The sequence below is a fragment of the Thermodesulfovibrio sp. TK110 genome (assembly GCF_054658355.1).
The window spans coordinates 1,381,416-1,403,605 of record NZ_BAAHNB010000001.1 but is presented as its reverse complement, the minus strand read 5'-3'; the positions used below and the strand labels follow the sequence as shown (position 1 = coordinate 1,403,605).

The following is a 22,190-nucleotide window of genomic DNA, read 5'->3' as shown; positions in this document are numbered from 1 at the left end:
TTCCTCATAGGTAGGCTCGCAACACAACATAGACGCAAGGTAATAAAAATATGCTCCGAGGTTTCAATTCCTCATAGGTAGGCTCGCAACCTTTCCTGAAGCTCTTACGACAAAGGACACAAGAACAAGTTTCAATTCCTCATAGGTAGGCTCGCAACAACTAAAAAGATTGGAAAAAGTCTTTTTAGTTTTGCAAAGTTTCAATTCCTCATAGGTAGGCTCGCAACACTTAAAGCTATAAACCTATTGTAATCAACAGAAATAACGTTTCAATTCCTCATAGGTAGGCTCGCAACCAAGTAAAACAATGCATGCAAGAATTTCTATTCAATAGTTTCAATTCCTCATAGGTAGGCTCGCAACCAAGTAAAACAATGCATGCAAGAATTTCTATTCAATAGTTTCAATTCCTCATAGGTAGGCTCGCAACCTGATTCTAAGTTAGCCGATGAAGAAAAATATTCAGAAGATAGTTTCAATTCCTCATAGGTAGGCTCGCAACTTTGCAGAACAAAAGCAGGTTGCTGTATCCAGTATTGTTTCAATTCCTCATAGGTAGGCTCGCAACTGGATTAAAGAAGATGATACCTTCCGTCCACATTTCAGTTTCAATTCCTCATAGGTAGGCTCGCAACTCATTGCTTGTGAATCCTAAAAATCTTGTGATAAAGGTTTCAATTCCTCATAGGTAGGCTCGCAACTCAGTATGCTGTCGTGTATATCTTCGTGACTAAACGTTTCAATTCCTCATAGGTAGGCTCGCAACCTGATCTCAGTAAAAGATGTGCATCCTATAAAAGGTTTCAATTCCTCATAGGTAGGCTCGCAACAAGTAACAGAAATAATCAAATTGCAAATGTTCATGAGATGTTTCAATTCCTCATAGGTAGGCTCGCAACGTCAAAATTACCTCTTTTTTAGTTGTAGTTAAAAGTGTAGTTTCAATTCCTCATAGGTAGGCTCGCAACCGAATCAAGATGCCATATATTGTCCAAATAGGAGAAGTTTCAATTCCTCATAGGTAGGCTCGCAACAACTTTCTTATCAGAGGCGTTCCAAACATGCTTTTTGGGTTTCAATTCCTCATAGGTAGGCTCGCAACTCAAAAGGCATTGAATTACTTTTTGGAACCTTCAAGAATGTTTCAATTCCTCATAGGTAGGCTCGCAACGCAAAGCAGACTCTGGAGAGGTCGGGTTTCCTTATAGGGTTTCAATTCCTCATAGGTAGGCTCGCAACAAGGTTGACCCACTTCTTATTGGTTTTTTACACCAGGTTTCAATTCCTCATAGGTAGGCTCGCAACAAAAATACAACACACATGAATATATTACACTGGAAAACTAGTTTCAATTCCTCATAGGTAGGCTCGCAACTGGACAACAAAAACATTTCATCTTTTATTGCAAGAAGATTGTTTCAATTCCTCATAGGTAGGCTCGCAACGCTTGACAAGCATGGGTTTAGAGCAATAGACATTTTTAGTTTCAATTCCTCATAGGTAGGCTCGCAACTTTGCACTCACTTATTCCATGTGCAAATGGGTCTTTTGGGTTTCAATTCCTCATAGGTAGGCTCGCAACTCTATTCTGTGTTGTAAAAATTAATTTATCTTGCAGGTTTCAATTCCTCATAGGTAGGCTCGCAACTGGGCTGATGGAGCGGGGGATCAGATTGAGATTAGACCGTTTCAATTCCTCATAGGTAGGCTCGCAACAACTGCTCTACTCTCCTTTCAGCCTCTTTAATTTGGTGATGTTTCAATTCCTCATAGGTAGGCTCGCAACAACCTTATTGTTTTGGCTTTTTCTGTTTTTCCAACAGTTTGTTTCAATTCCTCATAGGTAGGCTCGCAACAACCAGAAAGGACCTGCTTTTACAGCTACCGGAAGAAGGGTTTCAATTCCTCATAGGTAGGCTCGCAACAACTGTTTTTTCCCTGTAGCTTCTGGAACAAAAGTGGAAGTTTCAATTCCTCATAGGTAGGCTCGCAACAACTAAGTATCAAAGGCTCGCCATTCTTTGTTTGATGTTTGTTTCAATTCCTCATAGGTAGGCTCGCAACAACTATCTTGGTAGGTTAGAATGGGCATATGGTGGTGAAGGTTTCAATTCCTCATAGGTAGGCTCGCAACTTTAGTATGCTGTCGTGTATATCTTCGTGACTAAAAGTTTCAATTCCTCATAGGTAGGCTCGCAACTCACCTCCTTTCTGCTTTTTTATTCTTACTTATACTTTCGTTTCAATTCCTCATAGGTAGGCTCGCAACTTTTAAGCTTAGCGTGGTTCCTGCTTTCCTGCTAAAAGTTTCAATTCCTCATAGGTAGGCTCGCAACCAGGGACTTCTGAATCCTATTGTAGTCACGAGAAGAAAGTTTCAATTCCTCATAGGTAGGCTCGCAACATTCTCTTCCAGACGTAAGGGTATAGGTAAAAAGGTGTTTCAATTCCTCATAGGTAGGCTCGCAACCCTATAAAAATATAATAAAATCAAGGAAATTGCCTTGTCAATGATCGTTTGAATTTTTATCAATTTTATCAAAATTTTATTGATTTTGCAAGAAAAATTTTGTCGTCGTACCTCAAGGATTTTTACATTATTGGAGGTAGACGAAAATTTAATGTTTCTATAAGGAGGAGATTTCTCGCCTGCTCAGAAGGCTTTGACTGAATCACAAAGCATTTGGAGTATTTAATATTCAAGGTTTAAAGTTTAAGGTTCAAGATTCAAGATTCAAAATTCAAAGTTCAAAGTTCAAAGTTTAAATTATCAACTCCTCTCCTCCTTTTTTAATTCCTATTGTCTCCCTGTTGGTATACCATGCAGACCTAAATGTGTAGATTATTACTGAATCCTCCTCTTCGTTAATTATTTTTTTTAATTCCATCTTAAGTTTTACAAGCTTTGCCTCAGTAATTTCTCCCTCAAAAACAGAGTTCTGAACCCAGTTAAGATATTTTCTGCAGGTCTTAAGCACCTTTGCCACTCTTTTTTCATTTATATCGTATACCAGTATGACTTTCATTACCAGCCACTCTGAAATGGTTTGTATTCTTCCTCGCCAATTAGATGTTTTTGAATTTTGTAAAGCTCAAGCCTTATTAACTGCCGATAAGATACGTGTCTGCCAAGCTTTTTATGTTGAATTGTGCTGCGAAGTCTTTCATCCATCTGCTGAATAAGGAGCTGTTTCCCTAAGGCATTCAAAACAATTCCATCAAGCTTTTTCTCAAAGTGTTGAGGTTTTATAATGGCTTTGTTTACAAGGTTGAATATAATTCTGTCTGCAATTATAGGCTTAAAGATTTCAGCAACATCAAGATTAAGGGTGAATCTCCTGAAGTTGGTTGCATGTAAGTATCCTATTCTTGGGTCAAGATGGGTATGATAAATCTCACTTAAGACTGTTGTGTAGACAAGTGAATTTGCAAAGCTGATGAGTGCGTTAAGCCTGTTTTTAGGTGGTCTCTTTGTTCTTGCTTCAAATACAAAGTGTTCACTGTCAAGGATAGTGTCAAAGGCTTGATAATACAGTTCACGGATATTGCCTTCAACTGCCATCAATTCTTCTGTGCTTTCACAGTCTTTAATTGATTGGGCTATTGAATTTATTTTATCAATTGTTTCATTGAGAGGTTTTCCTCTGTTTGCATAATAGATGAGCACCCGTTTGATGTTTTCAATAGCACCAGATACAAACTTTTCTGCAATGATAAGCCTTTTTTCATGGTCAAGGTAGTGCTCTGCCTGCTTGAGAATCATATATCCTGAATTAAGATGTTCTCTTGGATAGAATGAGCCCACATAGTAGCCATAGTAGTTAAAGAAGTGAAGTATTATCTCTGATTCTGTAAGAAATTCAAGCAAACGCTTGTTTATTGTTACCTCGCCAAATATCAATATCTCCTGAGTGTTTTCTACCGGGATGTATTTTTTACCTTCCTCTGTCTCAAAATACAGGGTGTTGTCTTTTCTTTTAAGTTCACCGTCGGAAAATATGTAAATTGAGTTTTTCATTATGCTAAATTATACTCAAAAAGCCTGTAAAATGGCATTGTAATAACATCGGTATTATTTATCCTGCTTTTTTCATAAAGGGAGAGATTGATAATTAGCGCTCTGTCAGGAGCATATCTTTTAATGAAGCTTTGCAAAGCACGGGGTATTTCAGGAGTTTTTAACTCTTTATATTTTACTTCTACAGGTATTAAAGAAGTGCCTGTATCAATGATAAAATCTATCTCTGCCTTATCTTTTGTCCTCCAGAAATTAATCTGGTAAGAGGTGTTTTTGATCTTTTCAAGGAGAATTAGATAGACAAAATTTTGAAACAGGAAGCTATATTCTCTTATCCTGCCAAACTCTCCAATGGAAAAATTCCTTAAACCAAGGTCATTAAAGTAGTAAACCGGTGATTTACTTAACTCTTTTCTTATGTTTCTGTAAAAGGGTGTTACCTTTGATACTATAAAGGTTTTTTCAAGATACCATAGATACTCTTTAAGTGTTTTCACTGAAAGCATGACAGTAGTTGATATTTCATTAAAACTCAATATTTTTCCTGCTGAGTCAGCAAGAATTTTTACAAGTTTACTGAATTCTGGTAGTTTTTGAATTTTTAATAAATAGTAAATATCCCTTTCAATGTAGCTTTGGTAAATTTCATTCATAAGGCTCAACTTTTCAGACAGTTCTTCTTCAAGGACAACACGAGGATAACCTCCAAAGTTTAAATATTCTTCGAAAAGACTCATGGCTTTTGTCTTTTCAACTTCAAAGTATTCAACAAGGTTATTTTCGTATTTATAAGCAGTTTTATAATTAAAAAATTCTTCAAAGCTTAATGTTAAGAGTTCAAAAATCCTCTTTCTTCCAGTAAGAGACTCATGAATTCGTTCTTTTAATTCAACACTTCCTGAACCAGACACAATAAACTTATAAGGAAGCCCCATGTCATAGATGCCCTTAAGAAATACTCCTGCATCTTCCTTTCGCTGTATCTCGTCAATAAATACAATTCCCCTATTTTCTCCAAACTCAAGCTTGATTCTCCTGAGTAATGAGGCTTGAGATTTAAAATGTTCTTTGTCATATTCAATGTCAAGATTGAGAAAGAGTGTTCGTTCCCCAGCTTTTCTTAGCTCTTCCTCAAGAGCCTTCATTATAGTTGTTTTCCCTGCCTGTCTTGGACCAACAATAAGAGTAATTTCAGGCTTTTTGATATGCTTTCTTAATTCATTAATAAGTTTTCTTTTTATCATCTTTAAATTTTAGCACGAGAATTTTAAAATATCAATGCCAAAATTATCGTATAAATTAAGACCAGCAAAACTCCTGATAGCCACATTTTTTGCAGAATTTTATCATTTTTGCCTCTGGTGGCATGGGAAGTGCAATGATTCGCTTTATCTCCTTCTGTGCTTCAATAAGTTCATGTTCAAGCTTTTCTGTGAGTGTTACCTCAATTTTTTTCTTTTCTTTAGGAAACAGTAATATGCCTTTCGCATGAATGCCAAGCTTTTTAAGCCTCATCAGGTAATAGGCAAGCTGCATTCTGGCAGATTTCTCAAAACGAGAGCTTTTCTTTATCTCGCCAACAACTACATCTTCTCCTTCTGCTTTAAGGAGGTCTATAACCATTCCACCAGCCTGTTCAGGAGTTTGAAGCATTATCTCTTTTCTTTCTCTTTTGTATGCCTCCTCAGAAAGAAGCCGTCCAATCTCTATAAATGGATTTGCCTGATATGGCTCAAGCTGTCTACTCATAAGCCAAACTTCTCGTGGACAGATGTAGTAATACCAGATGAGAGTGGGGATGGGATGCATTTAGCGTTTTTTTCTTTTCTTTTTATGTTTTGTCTTTTTAACCAGTGATTCTTCATGGACAACATCGATTAACACAGATAAACCATTTTCAGTGTTCAATACTATTAAATTTTCAACAGGAACTTTAATAGTGGTTGGATAAAGTATCCTGCCTTTTTCTTCAATAGGTACTATAAAACTTTTTAAAGGGAATGATTCATCCTTTTTGTGGCATCTCTCATGCATAAGATATATCTTACCCCTACCTTCGGTAATCTGGATAGTTGGATTAAAAGGAACAGGGAACGAGGTTTCTACTTTATCCACCTGTGGTTCTGACACATTTAAAGTTTTAGGCTCACCATCAACATATGCTGGAGATTCACTATCTCCGCAAGTTAAAGGTGAACTGATAAGGGCTACTTCTAAATCTTTAATAAGAGATTCATCACTGAATATTATAAGGCATTCTAATTCTCTTGTATAGGCATATTCTCTTCCAAGGGCATTGGTAAATTTCCCACCTAAGATGTCTTCCCATTTAACTATAGCTGATGTTATATAACTTTTTATTACACATGGGGTTAGAAGTCTTGATCCAGCCCAGATAACTTTTCCCTCTATTATTTTAAGATACTCAATTGGATGTTTGTCGTTCTTGTATCTTTGTAAGGCATTTGCGATAAGACCAATTACAGCAGAAGGCGGTAATATAGGATATGTGAGGGCAGACTGCCATGTAAAAGGAATTCTGATGGAATAAAGAGAGTTTAATCCGAGTTTGAATATTAGGGCTTTCATATTAAACCTTACTCAAAACTTCTTGAAATATATCATCAATTGTATTTTTCTTACTAACTCCGGAGGGCGACTCGGATCCCCAGTATAAAAAGTTTGTACCCTTTGGCATTAAGCCAATTGTTTTTTCTATGTAATCCTTATACATCGGAGAGACTGGAAACGGCAAAGGTCCTTCCTCTGAATAAGCTACAAGAATTTCTTCTGGATTTTGATGAGGAAGAGCATGAGAAAGAGAAGCCCCAATTTGACCAGAAAGCATTAAACGATAGGCTTCTATGGCAACTTTTATTCTGTCTTTTCGTCCATTATTATCATCAACTGCATATGGATTAGGGCTTCCGAGATTTAGCTCGACAAGACCAATTCTATCTACATCAAGGGCAGAGACAAAGGCATAGATGCCAGAGGCATAGGATTTATTGAAAATCATCTGAGCAGCACCTTCTCCTTCTGCCATTTCCTGCTGTTGTGAAACACGGGTATGAAGGACCTGTTTTTGGGCAGTATCTACTCCTAAAACAGGCATAAGCCAGGAAAACATTGTCCGTGATGTTCGGCGTGCAGAAACTCCTTTTTCGCCTTCAGCTCCCTTCGCTATAAGATATCCGTGAATATCACAGACAGCACAAGATAAAATTGCATCTTGCTCTGGCTTTGCAACTTGAGTTAAATTTCCATTTTTAATTTCACCTGGTCTAATTGGTTCACCTGCTTTACAGCCATCACATAATGGAATGGATGAATATGTACCATTCAATATCAACTTCCTCATCCCTTCAAAATGCCAATGTTTCAGCATTCTTCCTGATACTGCTGGAGCCTCAACCCTTTTGCCATCTTCATCAAGAAACTCCATAATCCTGATGTCCGTCACATTGCCTGCCACAGTTTCATTATTTAAGTCATGGACATTCATCTGGGTCTTTACTGCAAAAGTTACAAACCTAAGCATTTTACTCCTCCTTATCTTTTTTATTGTGTTCTTTTATAATTTTTGTAATTTGGTTTTTTAACTCTGGAATTTTATTTTTCACAATATCCCACAAAATATTGTAGTTTACCCCAAAGTATTTATGAATCAATATATCTCTTAATCCAGCAATCTTTTTCCATTCAACAAATGGATATTTTCGCTTTATTTCATCGGGTAAGTTCTTTACAGCCTCTCCTATTATTTCAAGATTCCTTATAGTAGCATCAACAATAACCCAATCCTGAACAAATTTATCAAAAGATTTGTTCTCAATAAGAAATATGATCTTTTCTGAACTTGTTAAAATATCGTGTAAAAAGTGGATATACTTTCTTTTAGACATATTTAACCTCTGAGAGTATATCTTCTTTTATTTCTTCCCTTAAGGTATCTTTTATAACTAAATCAACCTTTGTTTGAAAAATATCTTCCAGATAAAATTTAAGGTCCATATAATTGTCAAATGTTTCACCGCCTTCTTCAAATTCAATAAGGATATCTACATCGCTTTTTCTTTTAGCTTCATTTCTTATTTGAGAACCAAAGATACCTATCTCTTTAACCTTAAATCTTGTCTTTATCTCTGGTAGGTGCTTTTTTAATTTATCAGTTATCTTATTCTTCATTTATCACCCCTCTGTGGTTTCAATAACCTCTTCCTTTGTTCCTGATGGGAATGAAAAGGCAAGTATTACAAGGGCTGTTTTGGTTGCCTCAAAATCCTGATTGGCAAGTCTGAAGACTTCTTGAATTTCACTATCCGTTGGCAAATGTATCATCTCTTTTTGTTCAAGCCTCAATCGTCCTTCTCTTAACATCTTTGCTATCGTCTCTTCAAAATCTCTTGAATCTTCCCTTGCATTCCTAATATCATCAGCATAGCCATATTTTCTCTCTCTTATAAAATATCTCAAAGTCTTTGCAAGACTACTCAATGAGGGATTTTCAATAATATTTTGGCTTATCATAGCCACCTCCTTTAAAAGGTATTTTGCTGTTTCAGGATATAAAAGGTTAACATAACTCCCATTTTTTGGTGATGTCTCCTGAACATAAAGGCGAGGGAATTTTAAAAGTGAATCTTTGCTTCTATTTTCGATTAACTCAACTAATTCTAAAAGTGTAGTTATTTTAGGCAAATCATCTTTTCTAACACTTCCTAATAACTTTTCAACGGTAGCAGAATTATAAGAAGATTGGGCAATAAATCTTGAGAAAGGAAAAGTTTCAACAAGAGAATTTTGCTCTACTGCAGTATCACCCCTGTTGTCCTTTGACAACATCATCAGGTAAAAAGATAATTCCAGCTCATTTACAATCTCGCACAGCGATGGAACCTTTGCTAATAATCCTATAGTAAAAGTGCGAAGTGGCAAAATATTTGAGAGCCAGAAATTATGAAGGGTTTTCTGTAAAGAAAGTAATCTGATAAATGACTCTTTATTAAGTGTTTTTTTAGGTAGGGGTAAAACTAAAACATATTTTTTATTTTTACCTGTGCCAAGCTGGATTATAAATCCAAAAGAATACAAACCAAGAACTGCAAGATACCCACAAACTGAACAGAGGGATTGATTAAAAGTAGAAAACCTTTTATCTCTTTCATAAGGCTTACCTGCATGAAAGGATGATAAAAGGATTAAACCTGTTCTCCCTCCAAATTTTGGTAATTCTTCATGACCACAAAATGTGTCTTTTTTAAAGTTTAAGTTTATTATTGTTCTTGGTGAATATATAGAAGCAAAGTTTAAATTTTTTGAGATTTTTTTTATTGTTTCTTCATCAGCAGTGTACTTCCCTTTATCTTTTGCTTTAACACCGAGTTCGTAAAATCTGTTGCTCGTTAAAAGCCTTTTTAGAAGCATCAATAAAGTTTCATGAATTTTATCCAGGGAGTTAGTCTCAAAATTAATAATATAAAAACCTGCTTGTGGTGTTATTTCAAAATTGATTCCCGACTCAATCCCTACCCTTGCAAGCCCATAGGCAATCTTCACTTCTAAATCAGGAAAGCCTGTTGAGGGGGTATATAAAAGAATCATTTTCCTTCCTTTAATTGTTTAAAAATAAGCTTGCCTTTATATGTAATTCTAAATCGGAAAGGTCTATTATTTTCATCAAATTCATATTCTGCAAGACCATAAAATGCTAATCTGTCCATTTCTTCATTAAATTTATCAATTAACTGATCAAATTCTTCGCCTGTAACATATCTTTCAGATTTCCCCATAAGAATTTCTAAAACCTCTCGCTCCTTCCCCTTTGGAATATAAAAAAGAGGCGGGAAAGTTATTAGATCTTGAAATTCCTCATGAATATAATAAACTTCACATCCTGTCATAAAGCCGGCAAGAGCCATTGTCGCTACATGGACCTTAAAACCACCTGTTGGATTGAAATAAACTTTGTATGCCTCTTCTTTTTTCTTTTCAGCAATTTTTATGAGGTGATCCAGCATGTCTGAAATACCTTCAATGAAGCTTTTTACTCTGTCCCCACCGTAGCTTGTTTCCATGAAATAACCCGGAACCTCTTTTGCCATATATACAGTATAGCCCCTTTCCTTCATAAATCTTTCAAGGGTTCTTACACATATTTCATTAACCGGTGTTTTTGTCCCAACAAAATAGACCTCTATTTGATTATTTGACCCTTCTACTTTTCTGAGAAAACTATTTAACTCAGCAGATCTTTCCATTGGTTTTTCCTTAACAAAGGTATAAATTGATTTTAAAAATTCACTATCATTTAATTTTGATTCCCAAAAGTTATTGTCAGAAAGCAGTTTATTTTTTGTTTCGTCACCCTCGGGCAAACTTTTTTGATAATTCGTTATTATGCTTGCACCAACATTTATAATGTGGAACTCTTTCATGGTTATCCCTCCAAATGGTTGAAAATTCCATAACCAAGAGATGTTTTTGCACCTATACCGTAATTTTCTAAAGCCTCTTTTAACCAGGTTGCAGCAGTGTTTAGTAAGTCCTGAGCATCTTTTTTAGCAGCAAGATAAAAAGAAAATTTTGTTTTTTCAACAGTAAGAAATTTTATTGGCACTGGACTTTGCCAATCCGCAGGGGGAGTATTCCCACTATAATAATCAGGATAGTGAGGGTTCATAATGTCAAGTTTTAATTTTATTTCACCTACAGGGTATGCATCAAAGAAAATAATTTTCCCTGCTTCTTTTTGAGTTCCAAATATATTAATTAAATCTTGAAAATTTATATTATTTACTGAAAAATTAAAACTTTTATCTCCATTTTCTAATTTTTTTTGAAGTTCTTCAATTGCCTTTTTTATATCATAATCGTTACTTTTAGCCAATTCACCAGCAAACTTTAAAATCATCCAATGTCTTGTTACACCTTTTACTGCACTTGCTGGTATATAAGGAATACCATATATATGGTGAAGTGTCATTGATGTCTCTTGAGGATGAGATGCCCCAAGCCCAATAACCATTCGCCAAGATAATGTTGCAGAAAAATTTTCAATGAAATAATCTTTTTTTATAACTTCAAGGATATATTTATTTCTCTCTAAAAAAAGATTAGTTAAATTACTTTTCTTTTGAAAGTTATCAAATTCTTTTACTATAAATTCCAAAAATTTGCCTTTATTTTCTTCTACTTCTTTTGATATTAATGTTTCAGGTATAAATTTTCCAAAAAGTAATGCTATATTTTTTTCATAGTTATTATGACTTTGATACCACCAATCTGTCTTTACTTCTTCATTTTTTTTATTAAACTCCCACTTCCCTTGTTTTAAAACTTCTGAATACAAAATTCTTAATGTATCTGACGGATTTAATAACCTGTAATCCTTTCCTGGTTGTTCATTCTTTATTTTCATTCTCCTTCCTCCTCAATCATTCCTTCTGTAAATCTTTTGAGCCAGTTTAAAAAGGCAAGCAATTCCTGAGTTATCCAGCGATACTCTTTACTATTACAGCTTATAACCCATTCAATAAGTTCATTTTTATCAGGTGGCATTTGAATTCGTATCACTGAATTGCTTTTCATATACTCACTCATTTGAGCATATAATAATTCATAAGCATTTCCATCTTTTGCTTTAGATTTAACAAAAGCAAGGGTTTGACCAAGTCCATTGGAAAGAATCATAGTGGGTAGTTTCTTGGTATAAGAACTATAATTTTCTTTATATTTTTTATATTTTTCGAAAACTTTTTTCTCATGATCATTTAATCTTTTTTCTTCAATCTTGCGAGGAAAACTTAATATTTCTTCTATTCTTTCTTTTTTTATACTTCCTTTCTCAATTTCTTTTTTTAATTCTTCAAAAACTTTATTCTTAAAATTTTCTACTACTTTTTCAACAAATCCCAAATTGTTTAATGAACGAAGTTCTATTACTTCTTCAACACATCTATAAGCAAATTCAGCCCTTCCTCTTTCAAGTTTTCTTATTTCACTTTCTCTGTTCATCTTTGCCCTCCTTCAAAAATTCAATTCTAACAATTCCTTTTCCAATAGTTTGATTGCCACCTATTTGAAGGACTTCAGGACATCCCTGCTTGAAGAACTCCATAATGTTTTCTGCTTCTTGTTCTGAATTGGCAGCCTTTAACACACCCTTTTTTTCATCTTTATCAACCCTTAAAGGTGATGCCATTGCAAGTGAGTAAAGAATGGTATCCGTGGGCAGATACTCCTCTGTCCAGAGTGCTCCAGATGCAACAGTTCCAGTTTTTGAGTCAATTTTTGTTCGTGTAATAACCTCTGTTGATGATGTAACAAACTCTTTAAAATCGTCATTAGATAAAATAACAAGATCTTTCTCAATCTTTTCCCTCCAGTATTTATAAGGATCATTATTTCCTTTTTTGGGGAATATCTTTTCAGAAAGCCATTGAGCAAGTTTTGTTGTTTGTTCATCAGGTTTTACTTCAAAAGTGTATTCTTCAAAAACAACTTTTGAAGATACTATTAAGTTTGAGTTTTGAGGATATGTGTTTTTCAGAGTTGAAAAATCTTCTACTGGAGGGTTTACATTAGCTAATTTTAAATCCTCTTTAAATCTCTCTAAAACATCAGGGCAGGTTATCCATCCAAAAATACCTTTCAAAGATTTAACAGGGAAAAGTAAAATTCTTGCATCAGTAAAGGCTATAGCACTTGCATGGATATCGTTTCCCTCAGGTCCAAAAACAAGCGAGAGATAATCTATTTCTTTTTCTTTATCATTCTCTTTATATTTAATTTTATCTGTTGCATTTATTTTTTGAGAGTTTATTTCTATTTCAGGACTTCTAAATTCAAAAACCTCTCTTAGGCTTCCTTTTAATCCAGATGCTTCAATCTTTGGATAATCTGTATGTCTTTCCCTCTGAATTGGCAAGTCTACCAGCCCTAATTCAGAACCACTCCCTGCATGAAGGGGTGTCTCTACAATTATGAAGAATGGTTGAATTTTTTTAAACATTTTGGACCTCCTTTTTTTGGATACTAAGTAGTTTATAATTTTGAGTATCTTTAATTTTTTCAAAAATTCTATTAAAATCTTCTACGTATTCGCTTTCCGCATTGTGGACATCTCTTCCTATTCTTAATGAACCAATATAAATATCAAATTCCCGAGTGCCATATCTTGTTTCTCTTGGAATTGCTTTATACAAAATTCTAACTTGTAAATCTTCTTCTTTATGCTTAAAGCATTTAAATTCTTTAAAGTTTACATTTTTTAATTTATGGTCAAGGTCTGGGTTAGAAGGATTTTCTTTAAGACGTCTTTTCAATTCAAGCAACGATTTTTCAGCTATTTTCTGATATTGTTTGTTATTTTTTATATATTCATCATACTCTTTTGAAACATAAAATAAGTCAAATTTTCTTTTATACCTTTCCCATAGAGTAACTCCAAGTGGATTGAGAGAAAATAAACTGTCTGCATGTTCTAAAATACTTTTAACCTCTTGATAATCTTTATTGTTCACATCTTTAAACTCTATAATACCTTCCCTTTCAAGTTTGTAAAAAAAATGTTTATATTTTTCAAATATTTCCCATTTTATATCTATGGGAATGTGAGGAATTTCTATTATAGCATCAGTATCTTCAAATATATAGTATATTGGGCATTGATTAACTTGAGCTAATATCGTAAGATAAGGGATCGTTGCTTTATATCCACCTGTTATATTTATTATAACATTATCCCAATATTCATTAGATATCTTATAAATTTTGCCGATTAGTTCACTCATTCCTTTATTAAAGTCTTTTCTGTTCCAGATTTGAAGGTCTTTAATTACTTCCAGCTTTTTAATCTCACATTTGGATACTATATTAGGTATCCATTCCTGCAATATTTCACCACCAATTCTACTTAATACAGTATCTGATGCCAAAAGATAAACCTCTAAATATTCATTTAGTTCCTCTGATATTTTTGTAAGACTTTTAATTTCTGCACTTATATTAAATTTTTCTTTTTCTTTATTTATCCAATTTGTAATTGCTTTTTTAATAGCGTTAATTTTTGTTTCATTTCTTGCATATTCGTTTTCCCTTTTATTTTTTAAATCCTCGTAATAATTTCTAACTGTTGAGTTATCATTATTTTCAAAAAAATTTTCAAAAATAGAAGTTCCAACCATTGTTACTACTTTCATCACTAACCCCTCCTATAAAAGTTAATCCAAAACCTTCTTCAGGAAATACATCTGAAATATTTTTAAAATGAAAGGCATCTTTAATTTTGTCTATATTGCCGTCATCAAGTATCTGAAAATAATACACACTACCAGGTGGAACAGCTCTTTGCAGTGGCTTTGGTTCATTACTGGCCATATTCCACCCTCCAATAGCTTTATATTTTCCTATACAAGCACAAATAAGTTTTAGTTTTATTCCTTTATATTCTCCCTCAAAAGAATTCTCGTCTATCCAGCTTGGAAGCCAACCTTTTTTAAAAATACAAGGTGTTGCAAAGTAAATTTTAAATATTTTGTCCTTTAACTCCACATCAAAGTTTTCAAAATCGTCTATTGGATTGGAAATTTTTTGAATTTTTGCAGTCTTGCCTTCCCCTCCAATTTGTAATATTCCACTTTCTGGAATATCTTTAACACCTTCAATTTTTACTAAAATAGAAACTCCCTTTTTTAATCGTATCAATGGAATCCTGTATAAATGTCCTTCTTTTGAAACAAAAGTATTTCTTTCTCTTGCAATGCCTATTTTATGTTCAGACTTAAAAAACTTTTCTCGCATTAATAATTTAATATCACCTTCCCCCTTTAAATAATCTTTCAAATAAGTTAAACTCAAATAACCTTCTGCATCTTCTACTTGTTCTTGTCTCTGCCACAATAAAACATTATCAAACGGGTAATCTGAAATAAAAATTGGTGGTTTCTCTATTAACGGTAATTGATATAATTTATTTTTCTCATCTCGGGCCTTTTTATCTTTAATTTTAACTAAATCAAGTGGACATGGTAGAAACACCTCATCATTTTTTTTCAGAAAAGGACCTTTAATTAACAAGGAACCTTTTTCATTCTCTGTTCCTAATTCTTCTTTAAACTCTCCTTCTTTAAACTTCCTCAAGCCACCTTTTTCAAAAATTAACCAGCTTCTTATAGCTCCATAAACAGTGGACGGATAAGGTGGGAATATTGAATCTGCCCAAGTTTCTGATCCCATGGTAAATGGTTTTCCATCTCTAAAAAATAAAGTATCATTTGGAATTATTTCATACCACATATCAGTCTCCCTTGTTCATAAAAGATAAAATTTCAATCATATTAGCAAAATTATCAATGTTCATTCCTGAAGCGGTAAACAATGCCCATGCATTGTCAAAAAAACTATTACATACTTTTACTTTTTTTTCTTTATCATTGTCTCCGTTGTAAGCCCTTTCTATTAGCCTTTTGAGTTCTGTTTTTGCAATTCCTTCAGAACCTGAAAAATGACCTTTTTGATCTTTTTCATCTTTAAGCTTCATAAATTCTATCTTAAATTTCTGAATAAAACTGTCAGAAATATATCCCTCCTCACTTTCTTTCATCTTTTCTTTTATATTTTTCATAATATCTGTTAATAATTTATCTTCATATAACCATTCAAAAACTGAAATTCTCTCTTCTCCTGACTTTTTCATTAAAGATATAGCAAACCTATTTTTTTCATCTTTTTTTGCCAATTTCTCCATCTTAAACACTTTATCAATTACAATTTTTAAGGGCTCTTTATAATGAGCTATAACAATACCCATAGATGCAGTTGCTTTTTTTCCCATTGTCAAAAGATAAGTTCCATCTTTCTCAACAAAACCATTATCATTTTTTAAATCAACCTTAATATTTCCGTTTTCAAACTTTATATGACCTGAAAAAGCCAATCTTAATTTTTCCATTACATCTAATAAGTCCTTTAAATTGACAAAAGCCAGAACATCATCACCACCTGCATAAACAAGTTTTCCAAGATGCTCATCTTCCACAATTTTTCTAACAAATTCAATAGCATAGTTTCTTAAGGCTTTGGAGATAGCAGAATGTATTGCAGGTGTTAAGAATTTTTTTGTGATTTTTTGATTCAGCTCATTTTTAAATTCATCAGGTAATTGATCCCATGTTTCACTGTTATAAGCATGTTCAATTTCTGGTAGAAGTTCTCCTGAAAGCCATTTTCCCATATTGTCCCCATCAAGATGAATGATGGCATAATAAGGATTAGGCTTACCAATTTTGTTTGTTATATCTTCTAAGCGTTTTTTTATCTCTTTTAAATCTTTTTCATCAATATCTAATCCTAACTCTTTTTTTATAAAATCTCTTCTTAAGTTTTCTTCAAAGAACCATTCCCCTTCAAGTGATTTAACTAACATGGCTTTTACTTTAGGAATAGGAGTCCCTTCAGGAAATTCTTTTTCTAACATAATTTCCTGATATTTCTTAAACTCATCTTTAGCATTTTCTAAAGCATTCTCTTTAAAATCTGATACTGCAATTTCAGCAGTTGAAGGGAATCCAAAGTCTTTAAATTTTTCTTGCATTTCTCCTTTTAATGATTTAAGATAAATCTCAAAAGTCCTCTTTATGAAACATAACCCACATAATCCTTCACCGTCAGCTAAATATTTTAAAGGAAAATTTTTAATATCTTTTACATTAATAGCTTCTGGATTATACCGCAAAAACTTTTGTGGATTTTTTTCTTCTCTAAAAAATAAAACATTTCTTTCTCCACATAGAGAACATTTTCTTCCTTTTTCTTCAAAACAACTAAATTCTCTTAAGTTCTTTCTTGCACCAAGAGATTTTTCAAGGGCTGTATAAAGAAGCTGATACAGAAGTCCTATATTTGGGGGATTTTTTTCGTTTTGTTGAGCAAAATCACATATTTCTTGCAATTTTTTAATTTCATTCTCTTCAAAAAAGTCCTTTAAGTCATCAATTGTTATATCTTTATTTTCAAGCTTCCAAGGAACTGCAACCCAATATATTTCTGAAAAATTAGCCAACTGATTTTCAAAGAGAGATTTTTGCTTTTCAGATAAATTTATTTGTAATCCTTTCAAAATTTGCTCTTTTGCTTGTTTTATCTCATTTTTTATTTTGTCTTTCATTTTTTCAGCAGTTTCTTTTAACTCTTTTTCATTAGTTAATGAAATAATTGCCACAAATCTATTTGGAATAGTCGGTAAATCAACATAAGAAGAGTAAGAATTTTTAATTGTTATATTTAACTCATTTTTCAGAAACCAATCCACAAGTGGCTGTTTATAAAGGTCTGGATAAATTATTGAGGTTGGTCCAAAATCATTTATAATTTCCTTCATTGCTACAAAAGTTAGATAAGAGAGCATAAAACTGCCCATAAAGAAGTCTTGAGTTTTTCTTGCTTGAGAGATAAAGGATTGAACTGGCCCAATTGTAAAGAGAAAAAGAGAGTTACTTTGATGCAATATTTTATTTTTATTATCCCAAAATGCATTCACTGCTGAAGTAACTTTCAAATGTTCCCAGATAGAGTGATCCGGAATTCTTGTATCTGCTGGCAGTATTGAAAGATATTTAATCCAGTCTTTATATTTCTCCTCCTTTAAAGGTTCAAGGATTTCATCCTCTAGATTTCTCCATAGATAAAAGAACTTCTTTTTATCGTCATCTTCAAGAACATTAAGATTTGAGAATACAGATTCTATGAGATTAAAGATTTCATTTTCATTAATAGATTTGGAAGTATTTAATTTTCCTTCACATAGAGGATGTTTTACTTCATTAAACTTTTGATATATTTTTTCATTTGGAAGAAAACTTCTTTCCATACAGGAAGCAATCCAGTCCGACCCTTTTGCATCTTCAAGCCCGCTTATGCCAAGTTTATTAGCATATTTTTTTGCTCTTTCTTCATGATTTTTAATATCAAAACATTTATCAATAGGGTCGTGAAAAAATAATTTGAGTTTTTCTGAAAAATTAGAAAACTTACTATTTCCACTCATATTATTAACTCCTTTATGAAATCTTTTTGTTTGCCAAAATCCCATCTGGGATAATTAGAAGAAGGAAAATTCGAGTTCAATAAAGTAATTATGGGTTTTAATTTATTTTCAGTTTTAATTACAGAAACATAAACTGGGGAAGCCATTCTCGGATTTGCATTACCTAATGAAGGATCACTATATTTGTGTGAGGTATTACCAATAAATTTAAGAATATCATCATAATTATTAAATTCTTTTTTACTTATAATAATTTCCTTAATCCAAGGATAGGGTCCTCCCTTTGGATTTTTGTTTATTATTGATTGCACATTATCGAGAATTCGTGAATTATCTATTTTGTATCTTCCATTACTTATATCGTTTAATAAATTTAAAATATTATCTAAATTCCCAATATTTATTTTTGGTTCGATTATTTCTAAACTTCCAAAACCTCTTCTTGATCGCTTTCCAAAACCTCCTAAAATAAACATTAAATAGACAAAGTTTCTTATCATGTTAAATTCCATTTGTGTTACAAAAAAAATAATTTTTATTTCTTTTCCAGGTTTTATTGCTTTTATTTTAAATGCTTTTCTGCATCTTTTTTGGGAATCAATAGGGCAATTATTTTCTTGGTGATGTGGTAGTGGTTGATAATCCATTATATCAGATTCATTTAATTCGGTTAAAAATCTTATTTTTATTTTACTTTTTCCTTGTCCCTCACCACTTCCTCCAAATATTTCAGACTCTTCTTTTTTTAACTTTTCTATATTATCTTCCGCTTTTATTGCTCTCCACCAAAATCTTATCATGCCTTTGAATTCTGATGGTCTCAACTCTGGAGTCATTCCATCAGCTCCATACATAAACATGGGAGTTATAAGTTTACAATTTAACTTTAGTGCCGTCATTTTTTCACCCTCTTATTTTTTGAAAATCTTCCATATATCTTCTTATTTCCTCTACCATAAGCCAGCCACCATAAAAATCCCTATCGCTCTCTTTCTGGTATTCTTTTCTCTCTACTGCTGCGGAAATATCACATAATTTTAAAATATGATGACAGAGCATTGCCTGAAGCCTTCTTTTGTGCTGTTCAAGGATGCCTCCACCCCTTGACCATATTCTTAAGGTCCTTGCCATATCTTTTAAGTCGTTGACATTTAAATTTTTAGCATCTTCAGGAAAAAGTTCCGCATTAAGTTCATTAATATTCTCATGCCAAATAATTTTTCCATCATAACCCACAATCCCATCTATTATTGCTTGAACATCCGGTCTTTCAATATTGTCTCCAAGAAGTCCTTTATCAGTGTGGTGGATAGCTATTGCAAAAGCTGTGGCATTTCGTAAATCTTCTGGAACACTTTCTTCTGATAATTTTTTATAAACAAACCCGGCTCCTATAGGGGCATGGGATGGTAAACTCTTACCTTTACCAATGTTTTCCTGCCATTTTTTGGTGAGTTTACCAAGATCATGGTATAAAAGCATATCTGAAAAACTTCTTTTTAAGCATGTTTCATCTATTGAATTATCAAAAATGCGCTTAGTTACAACCAAAAATTGGGGTAGAATTATTTCAAGTTTTTCCTTACACTTTAAAATATGCTCTGAGTAATCTTCTTCCGGAGCACTAAATAAACTGTGATTCATCTTTTGTTACTCCTAAATCTGTGGTGTAATAAGAACTTTCAATAATATAGGTCTTAAAAGGTGAGATTCTCCTATCTTCCTCTGTAATCTCACCCTCTCTTTCTTTTAGATTAACAACATCTGGCTCATATTTACCTTTTTCATTCTCGTTCCACCTGAGTTCATATTTCAAAATCCCATCCTTAAACCATTTCCACAGTGTTTTGATGTCTACATCAAAGGAAAAATCATTTAGTTTATGATTTTTAAGAATATCTCTAACACCGTTTTTAAGCTGTTCTTCCTTGCTTTCCCTTCTTCTTTCACCAATTTTGGGTTCAACTACTATAACTTTTGCTGATTTATCCTTTCTTATCTGGATATTCTCTGGGTTTGTATCTGCATAGAGGACACACTCATAAAGATCAATTAAGGTATCTACTGCCTCGTAGTCTTTGGCGGAATAATCAAGGGTCTCATTTACAAATTGAGAAACTTCTTTGAAGTTTTTTATATTGAACTTTGTATGCTTCTTTAACCATTCTAAAGTTTTCTCTAAATGTCTTTTTTCATAAGGTTTATATCCATCATCTTCTACAGGAAAGATTATCATCTCCCCTGCCTCCCCTTTATACCTTGCACATCTTCCAGCTCTTTGAACCAATGCATCTGCGGGAGCAAGTTCTGTTAAAAGAAGTTTTGCTGAAAAATCTATGCCTGCCTCAAGAACTTGAGTTGATACAACAATCCCTATGCCCTTTGGAATTTTTATTTTCCCATTTTCTTTATGAGGAATTAATGAAAGAGCCTTTCTCTCATGTTCCGCTCTATCTATTCTCGTGAATCTTGAATGTAGTAAAACTATCTCTTCACTTGATAATTTTAAACGCCTCTTAATTTCATTATAAACCTCTTGTGCTCTTTTAACTTGATTTAAAACTATAAGAGTTTTTTTATTTTTTATTTTTTTCAAAAGATCTTTTGAAATATTTACTTTTCCATCACAATAAATTGGTTTTTTACTAATTTTTATTTTTATTTTCGAGTTTACAACATTTTTGCCTATGATTTTTCTATAATCTTTAATATTTTCAAAAAGGCTGTTTTCAAGGCTTTCGGGCATAGTGGCGGTCATTACTACAAAAGGAATGTTAGTATGATATAGAATTTCCATAACTGCTCTCATTATTGAAAATGTAAATCCATCCCTATACATATGGGCTTCGTCAAATACCACCATAGATGAAGCAATAGCACCAGCTGGCATATCAATATGGTGCCCAACCTCTTTACTTGCCCTTGCAAATCCATAAACAAATTGATCTAAAGTGGTTACAATTATATCACCTATAAAAAAGGGTGATCCTGGTAAATCGCCATGCTGAATTTTTATACTTATATAGGGAGAGACTTTCTTTGCATATTTCTCTATTCTTTCAGCAATTGAATTAACAAGCACTCTCATGGGTAGGACATAAATCAGTCTTGGAGCAATGAAAAATTCATTTTTAATGAACTGTGCAAAAAAGGGAGCTAAAACTGCTTCTGTTTTTCCTGAACCTGTTGGAACTCTGAGAAGAACTGGAAATTTGAAATTCTCAATATTTTCCCATATCTTTATTTGATGCTTATAGGGATTGGGAATATTAAAATATTTTTTGTAAAATTCTTGTTTTTCCTTCATCTACTAAAACCTGATTTCAATATTTTCCTGAATTATATCAAATATTCATCTTCTCTTCAATCCTCCAAACCTCTATACATCCAAAGCCCTGGGAGTTTTTTGCTCCAACTCCTGTATCAAAGGCAATGGTAAATAGTTCAGGTGGCAGGGTCATCTCAAAAACTCCATCCCAGCCTTTGATTACAGTATTTTTATATATTACAATTCTCTGATTTCTGGAGTTTACTCTGAATGGCTTTATAGAGCCTTCCTGAGCTTCCTTCCCTGTTAATGCTCTCAGTTTTTTGTTTAAGTTATCAATAACAAGCTTTTCAAACTCTCTTTCAAAGGGGCTGTAGTAGTAGGTTTTCTTTCTGCCATCGGATGTTTTAAGGGTGCTGTAAACAGTTATTGGTGAAAGAGTTTTAACATAGATTTTTTCTCTGTATTCAGGTATTGCTTCAACCTGAACAGAGGTAAGAATCATTTTCTCTTCAGCGAACACAAATTCTCCAGCTTTCATTAAGTTCATTGCAAAGGACTGGATAAAATCGTTTATTGGAGATGAAATGACAAGGTTTAAAGGACCATGTAGCTTTATTTTTCCATCTTTAATCTGAGCTCCATCATCAGGTATAAGTCTTGAGAATGTGAAAAATTTAAATCTTCTTTCTGTTTCAGGATCTTTAAAGCCTCTGTCATGAATCTTTTTTGCAATGTGAGCTTCAAGGTGATGATAAATAAATCCCTGAACAGCTTCATTATAATGGCATGGTAAGGTTATGAAGGGTTTTTCTGCATGATGGAACTTAATTTTAAGTCGCATCTTTGAATCCTCA

At 33.2% G+C, this 22,190-nt stretch carries 20 protein-coding genes and 1 CRISPR repeat array (1 of these 21 only partly in view); all 20 genes read right to left on the bottom strand.

The genetic code is table 11. The features are described 5' to 3' along the window. A CRISPR array of direct repeats spans positions 1–2,470; the repeat unit is 30 nt; unit sequence GTTTCAATTCCTCATAGGTAGGCTCGCAAC (it extends 1,501 nt beyond the left edge of the window). Between the two features lie 292 nt (positions 2,471–2,762). Next, a complete protein-coding gene (cas2, locus tag ACYQ3X_RS07440; protein ID WP_460181177.1) occupies positions 2,763–3,026 on the bottom strand; it encodes a CRISPR-associated endonuclease Cas2 in 264 nt (87 codons plus the stop codon). Continuing rightward, positions 3,026–4,018, bottom strand: coding sequence for a type I-B CRISPR-associated endonuclease Cas1b (gene cas1b / locus ACYQ3X_RS07435; RefSeq protein ID WP_460181176.1), 993 nt, complete (start codon positions 4,016–4,018; stop codon positions 3,026–3,028). The genes cas2 and cas1b overlap by 1 nt, the downstream gene beginning before the upstream one ends. Then, on the bottom strand, positions 4,018–5,262 hold the full coding sequence (locus tag ACYQ3X_RS07430) for an ATP-binding protein (protein ID WP_460181175.1): 1,245 nt from the start codon (positions 5,260–5,262) through the stop codon (positions 4,018–4,020). Before ACYQ3X_RS07430 ends, cas1b begins: the two co-directional genes overlap by 1 nt. Positions 5,263–5,317: 55 nt before the next feature. Next, positions 5,318–5,827 (bottom strand): CRISPR-associated protein Cas4, encoded by a 510-nt coding sequence (cas4, locus tag ACYQ3X_RS07425; RefSeq protein ID WP_460181174.1) that lies wholly within the window; start codon positions 5,825–5,827, stop codon positions 5,318–5,320. Continuing rightward, the gene (gene cas5 / locus ACYQ3X_RS07420; protein ID WP_460181173.1) at positions 5,828–6,607 is read right to left on the bottom strand and encodes a CRISPR-associated protein Cas5; all 780 of its coding nucleotides are present in this window, start codon (positions 6,605–6,607) and stop codon (positions 5,828–5,830) included. It lies immediately after the preceding gene. 1 nt (position 6,608) lies between these two features. Beyond that, the gene (locus ACYQ3X_RS07415; RefSeq protein ID WP_460181172.1) at positions 6,609–7,559 is read right to left on the bottom strand and encodes a DevR family CRISPR-associated autoregulator; all 951 of its coding nucleotides are present in this window, start codon (positions 7,557–7,559) and stop codon (positions 6,609–6,611) included. Between the two features lies 1 nt (position 7,560). After that, positions 7,561–7,923 carry a HepT-like ribonuclease domain-containing protein gene (locus ACYQ3X_RS07410; protein WP_460181171.1) on the bottom strand — a complete coding sequence of 121 codons (363 nt, stop codon included), beginning with the start codon at positions 7,921–7,923 and terminating at the stop codon, positions 7,561–7,563. Beyond that, a complete protein-coding gene (locus ACYQ3X_RS07405) occupies positions 7,916–8,206 on the bottom strand; it encodes a nucleotidyltransferase family protein (protein ID WP_460181170.1) in 291 nt (96 codons plus the stop codon). The genes ACYQ3X_RS07410 and ACYQ3X_RS07405 overlap by 8 nt, the downstream gene beginning before the upstream one ends. A gap of 3 nt (positions 8,207–8,209) precedes the next feature. Next, complete coding sequence (csa5, locus tag ACYQ3X_RS07400) at positions 8,210–9,622, bottom strand: type I-A CRISPR-associated protein Csa5 (protein WP_460181169.1); 1,413 nt, start codon at positions 9,620–9,622, stop codon at positions 8,210–8,212. Next, complete coding sequence (locus tag ACYQ3X_RS07395) at positions 9,619–10,455, bottom strand: putative CRISPR-associated protein (protein WP_460181168.1); 837 nt, start codon at positions 10,453–10,455, stop codon at positions 9,619–9,621. The genes csa5 and ACYQ3X_RS07395 overlap by 4 nt, the downstream gene beginning before the upstream one ends. Before the next feature lie 2 nt (positions 10,456–10,457). Beyond that, positions 10,458–11,438 (bottom strand): type III-B CRISPR module RAMP protein Cmr6, encoded by a 981-nt coding sequence (gene cmr6 / locus ACYQ3X_RS07390; protein WP_460181167.1) that lies wholly within the window; start codon positions 11,436–11,438, stop codon positions 10,458–10,460. Further along, positions 11,435–12,034, bottom strand: coding sequence for a type III-B CRISPR module-associated protein Cmr5 (gene cmr5 / locus ACYQ3X_RS07385; RefSeq protein ID WP_460181166.1), 600 nt, complete (start codon positions 12,032–12,034; stop codon positions 11,435–11,437). Before cmr5 ends, cmr6 begins: the two co-directional genes overlap by 4 nt. Further along, positions 12,018–13,031 (bottom strand): type III-B CRISPR module RAMP protein Cmr4, encoded by a 1,014-nt coding sequence (gene cmr4 / locus ACYQ3X_RS07380; RefSeq protein WP_460181165.1) that lies wholly within the window; start codon positions 13,029–13,031, stop codon positions 12,018–12,020. The genes cmr5 and cmr4 overlap by 17 nt, the downstream gene beginning before the upstream one ends. Next, positions 13,024–14,220, bottom strand: coding sequence for a putative CRISPR-associated protein (locus ACYQ3X_RS07375; RefSeq protein WP_460181164.1), 1,197 nt, complete (start codon positions 14,218–14,220; stop codon positions 13,024–13,026). The genes cmr4 and ACYQ3X_RS07375 overlap by 8 nt, the downstream gene beginning before the upstream one ends. Beyond that, positions 14,183–15,316, bottom strand: coding sequence for a type III-B CRISPR module-associated protein Cmr3 (gene cmr3, locus ACYQ3X_RS07370; RefSeq protein WP_460181163.1), 1,134 nt, complete (start codon positions 15,314–15,316; stop codon positions 14,183–14,185). Before cmr3 ends, ACYQ3X_RS07375 begins: the two co-directional genes overlap by 38 nt. A 1-nt stretch (position 15,317) precedes the next feature. Next, complete coding sequence (gene cas10 / locus ACYQ3X_RS07365) at positions 15,318–17,888, bottom strand: type III-B CRISPR-associated protein Cas10/Cmr2 (protein ID WP_460181162.1); 2,571 nt, start codon at positions 17,886–17,888, stop codon at positions 15,318–15,320. Positions 17,889–18,061: 173 nt separating this feature from the next. After that, positions 18,062–18,964 (bottom strand): type III-B CRISPR module RAMP protein Cmr1, encoded by a 903-nt coding sequence (gene cmr1 / locus ACYQ3X_RS07360; protein WP_460181161.1) that lies wholly within the window; start codon positions 18,962–18,964, stop codon positions 18,062–18,064. Positions 18,965–18,968: 4 nt separating this feature from the next. Continuing rightward, entirely contained in the window at positions 18,969–19,709 is a 741-nt protein-coding gene (locus tag ACYQ3X_RS07355; RefSeq protein ID WP_460181160.1) for a CRISPR-associated endonuclease Cas3'', read from the bottom strand. Beyond that, a complete protein-coding gene (gene cas3, locus ACYQ3X_RS07350; protein ID WP_460181159.1) occupies positions 19,690–21,372 on the bottom strand; it encodes a CRISPR-associated helicase Cas3' in 1,683 nt (560 codons plus the stop codon). Before cas3 ends, ACYQ3X_RS07355 begins: the two co-directional genes overlap by 20 nt. A 37-nt stretch (positions 21,373–21,409) precedes the next feature. After that, on the bottom strand, positions 21,410–22,177 hold the full coding sequence (gene cas6, locus ACYQ3X_RS07345; RefSeq protein ID WP_460181158.1) for a CRISPR-associated endoribonuclease Cas6: 768 nt from the start codon (positions 22,175–22,177) through the stop codon (positions 21,410–21,412). Positions 22,178–22,190: the final 13 nt, after the last annotated feature.

Coding starts and splice junctions, on each gene's coding strand:
- cas2 (WP_460181177.1), bottom strand. CDS start 3,026: ATGAAAGTCATACTGGTATACGATATAAATGAAAAAAGAGTGGCAAAG.
- cas1b (WP_460181176.1), bottom strand. CDS start 4,018: ATGAAAAACTCAATTTACATATTTTCCGACGGTGAACTTAAAAGAAAA.
- ACYQ3X_RS07430 (WP_460181175.1), bottom strand. CDS start 5,262: ATGATAAAAAGAAAACTTATTAATGAATTAAGAAAGCATATCAAAAAG.
- cas4 (WP_460181174.1), bottom strand. CDS start 5,827: ATGCATCCCATCCCCACTCTCATCTGGTATTACTACATCTGTCCACGA.
- cas5 (WP_460181173.1), bottom strand. CDS start 6,607: ATGAAAGCCCTAATATTCAAACTCGGATTAAACTCTCTTTATTCCATC.
- ACYQ3X_RS07415 (WP_460181172.1), bottom strand. CDS start 7,559: ATGCTTAGGTTTGTAACTTTTGCAGTAAAGACCCAGATGAATGTCCAT.
- ACYQ3X_RS07410 (WP_460181171.1), bottom strand. CDS start 7,923: ATGTCTAAAAGAAAGTATATCCACTTTTTACACGATATTTTAACAAGT.
- ACYQ3X_RS07405 (WP_460181170.1), bottom strand. CDS start 8,206: ATGAAGAATAAGATAACTGATAAATTAAAAAAGCACCTACCAGAGATA.
- csa5 (WP_460181169.1), bottom strand. CDS start 9,622: ATGATTCTTTTATATACCCCCTCAACAGGCTTTCCTGATTTAGAAGTG.
- ACYQ3X_RS07395 (WP_460181168.1), bottom strand. CDS start 10,455: ATGAAAGAGTTCCACATTATAAATGTTGGTGCAAGCATAATAACGAAT.
- cmr6 (WP_460181167.1), bottom strand. CDS start 11,438: ATGAAAATAAAGAATGAACAACCAGGAAAGGATTACAGGTTATTAAAT.
- cmr5 (WP_460181166.1), bottom strand. CDS start 12,034: ATGAACAGAGAAAGTGAAATAAGAAAACTTGAAAGAGGAAGGGCTGAA.
- cmr4 (WP_460181165.1), bottom strand. CDS start 13,031: ATGTTTAAAAAAATTCAACCATTCTTCATAATTGTAGAGACACCCCTT.
- ACYQ3X_RS07375 (WP_460181164.1), bottom strand. CDS start 14,220: ATGAAAGTAGTAACAATGGTTGGAACTTCTATTTTTGAAAATTTTTTT.
- cmr3 (WP_460181163.1), bottom strand. CDS start 15,316: ATGTGGTATGAAATAATTCCAAATGATACTTTATTTTTTAGAGATGGA.
- cas10 (WP_460181162.1), bottom strand. CDS start 17,888: ATGGAAAGAAGTTTTCTTCCAAATGAAAAAATATATCAAAAGTTTAAT.
- cmr1 (WP_460181161.1), bottom strand. CDS start 18,964: ATGACGGCACTAAAGTTAAATTGTAAACTTATAACTCCCATGTTTATG.
- ACYQ3X_RS07355 (WP_460181160.1), bottom strand. CDS start 19,709: ATGAATCACAGTTTATTTAGTGCTCCGGAAGAAGATTACTCAGAGCAT.
- cas3 (WP_460181159.1), bottom strand. CDS start 21,372: ATGAAGGAAAAACAAGAATTTTACAAAAAATATTTTAATATTCCCAAT.
- cas6 (WP_460181158.1), bottom strand. CDS start 22,177: ATGCGACTTAAAATTAAGTTCCATCATGCAGAAAAACCCTTCATAACC.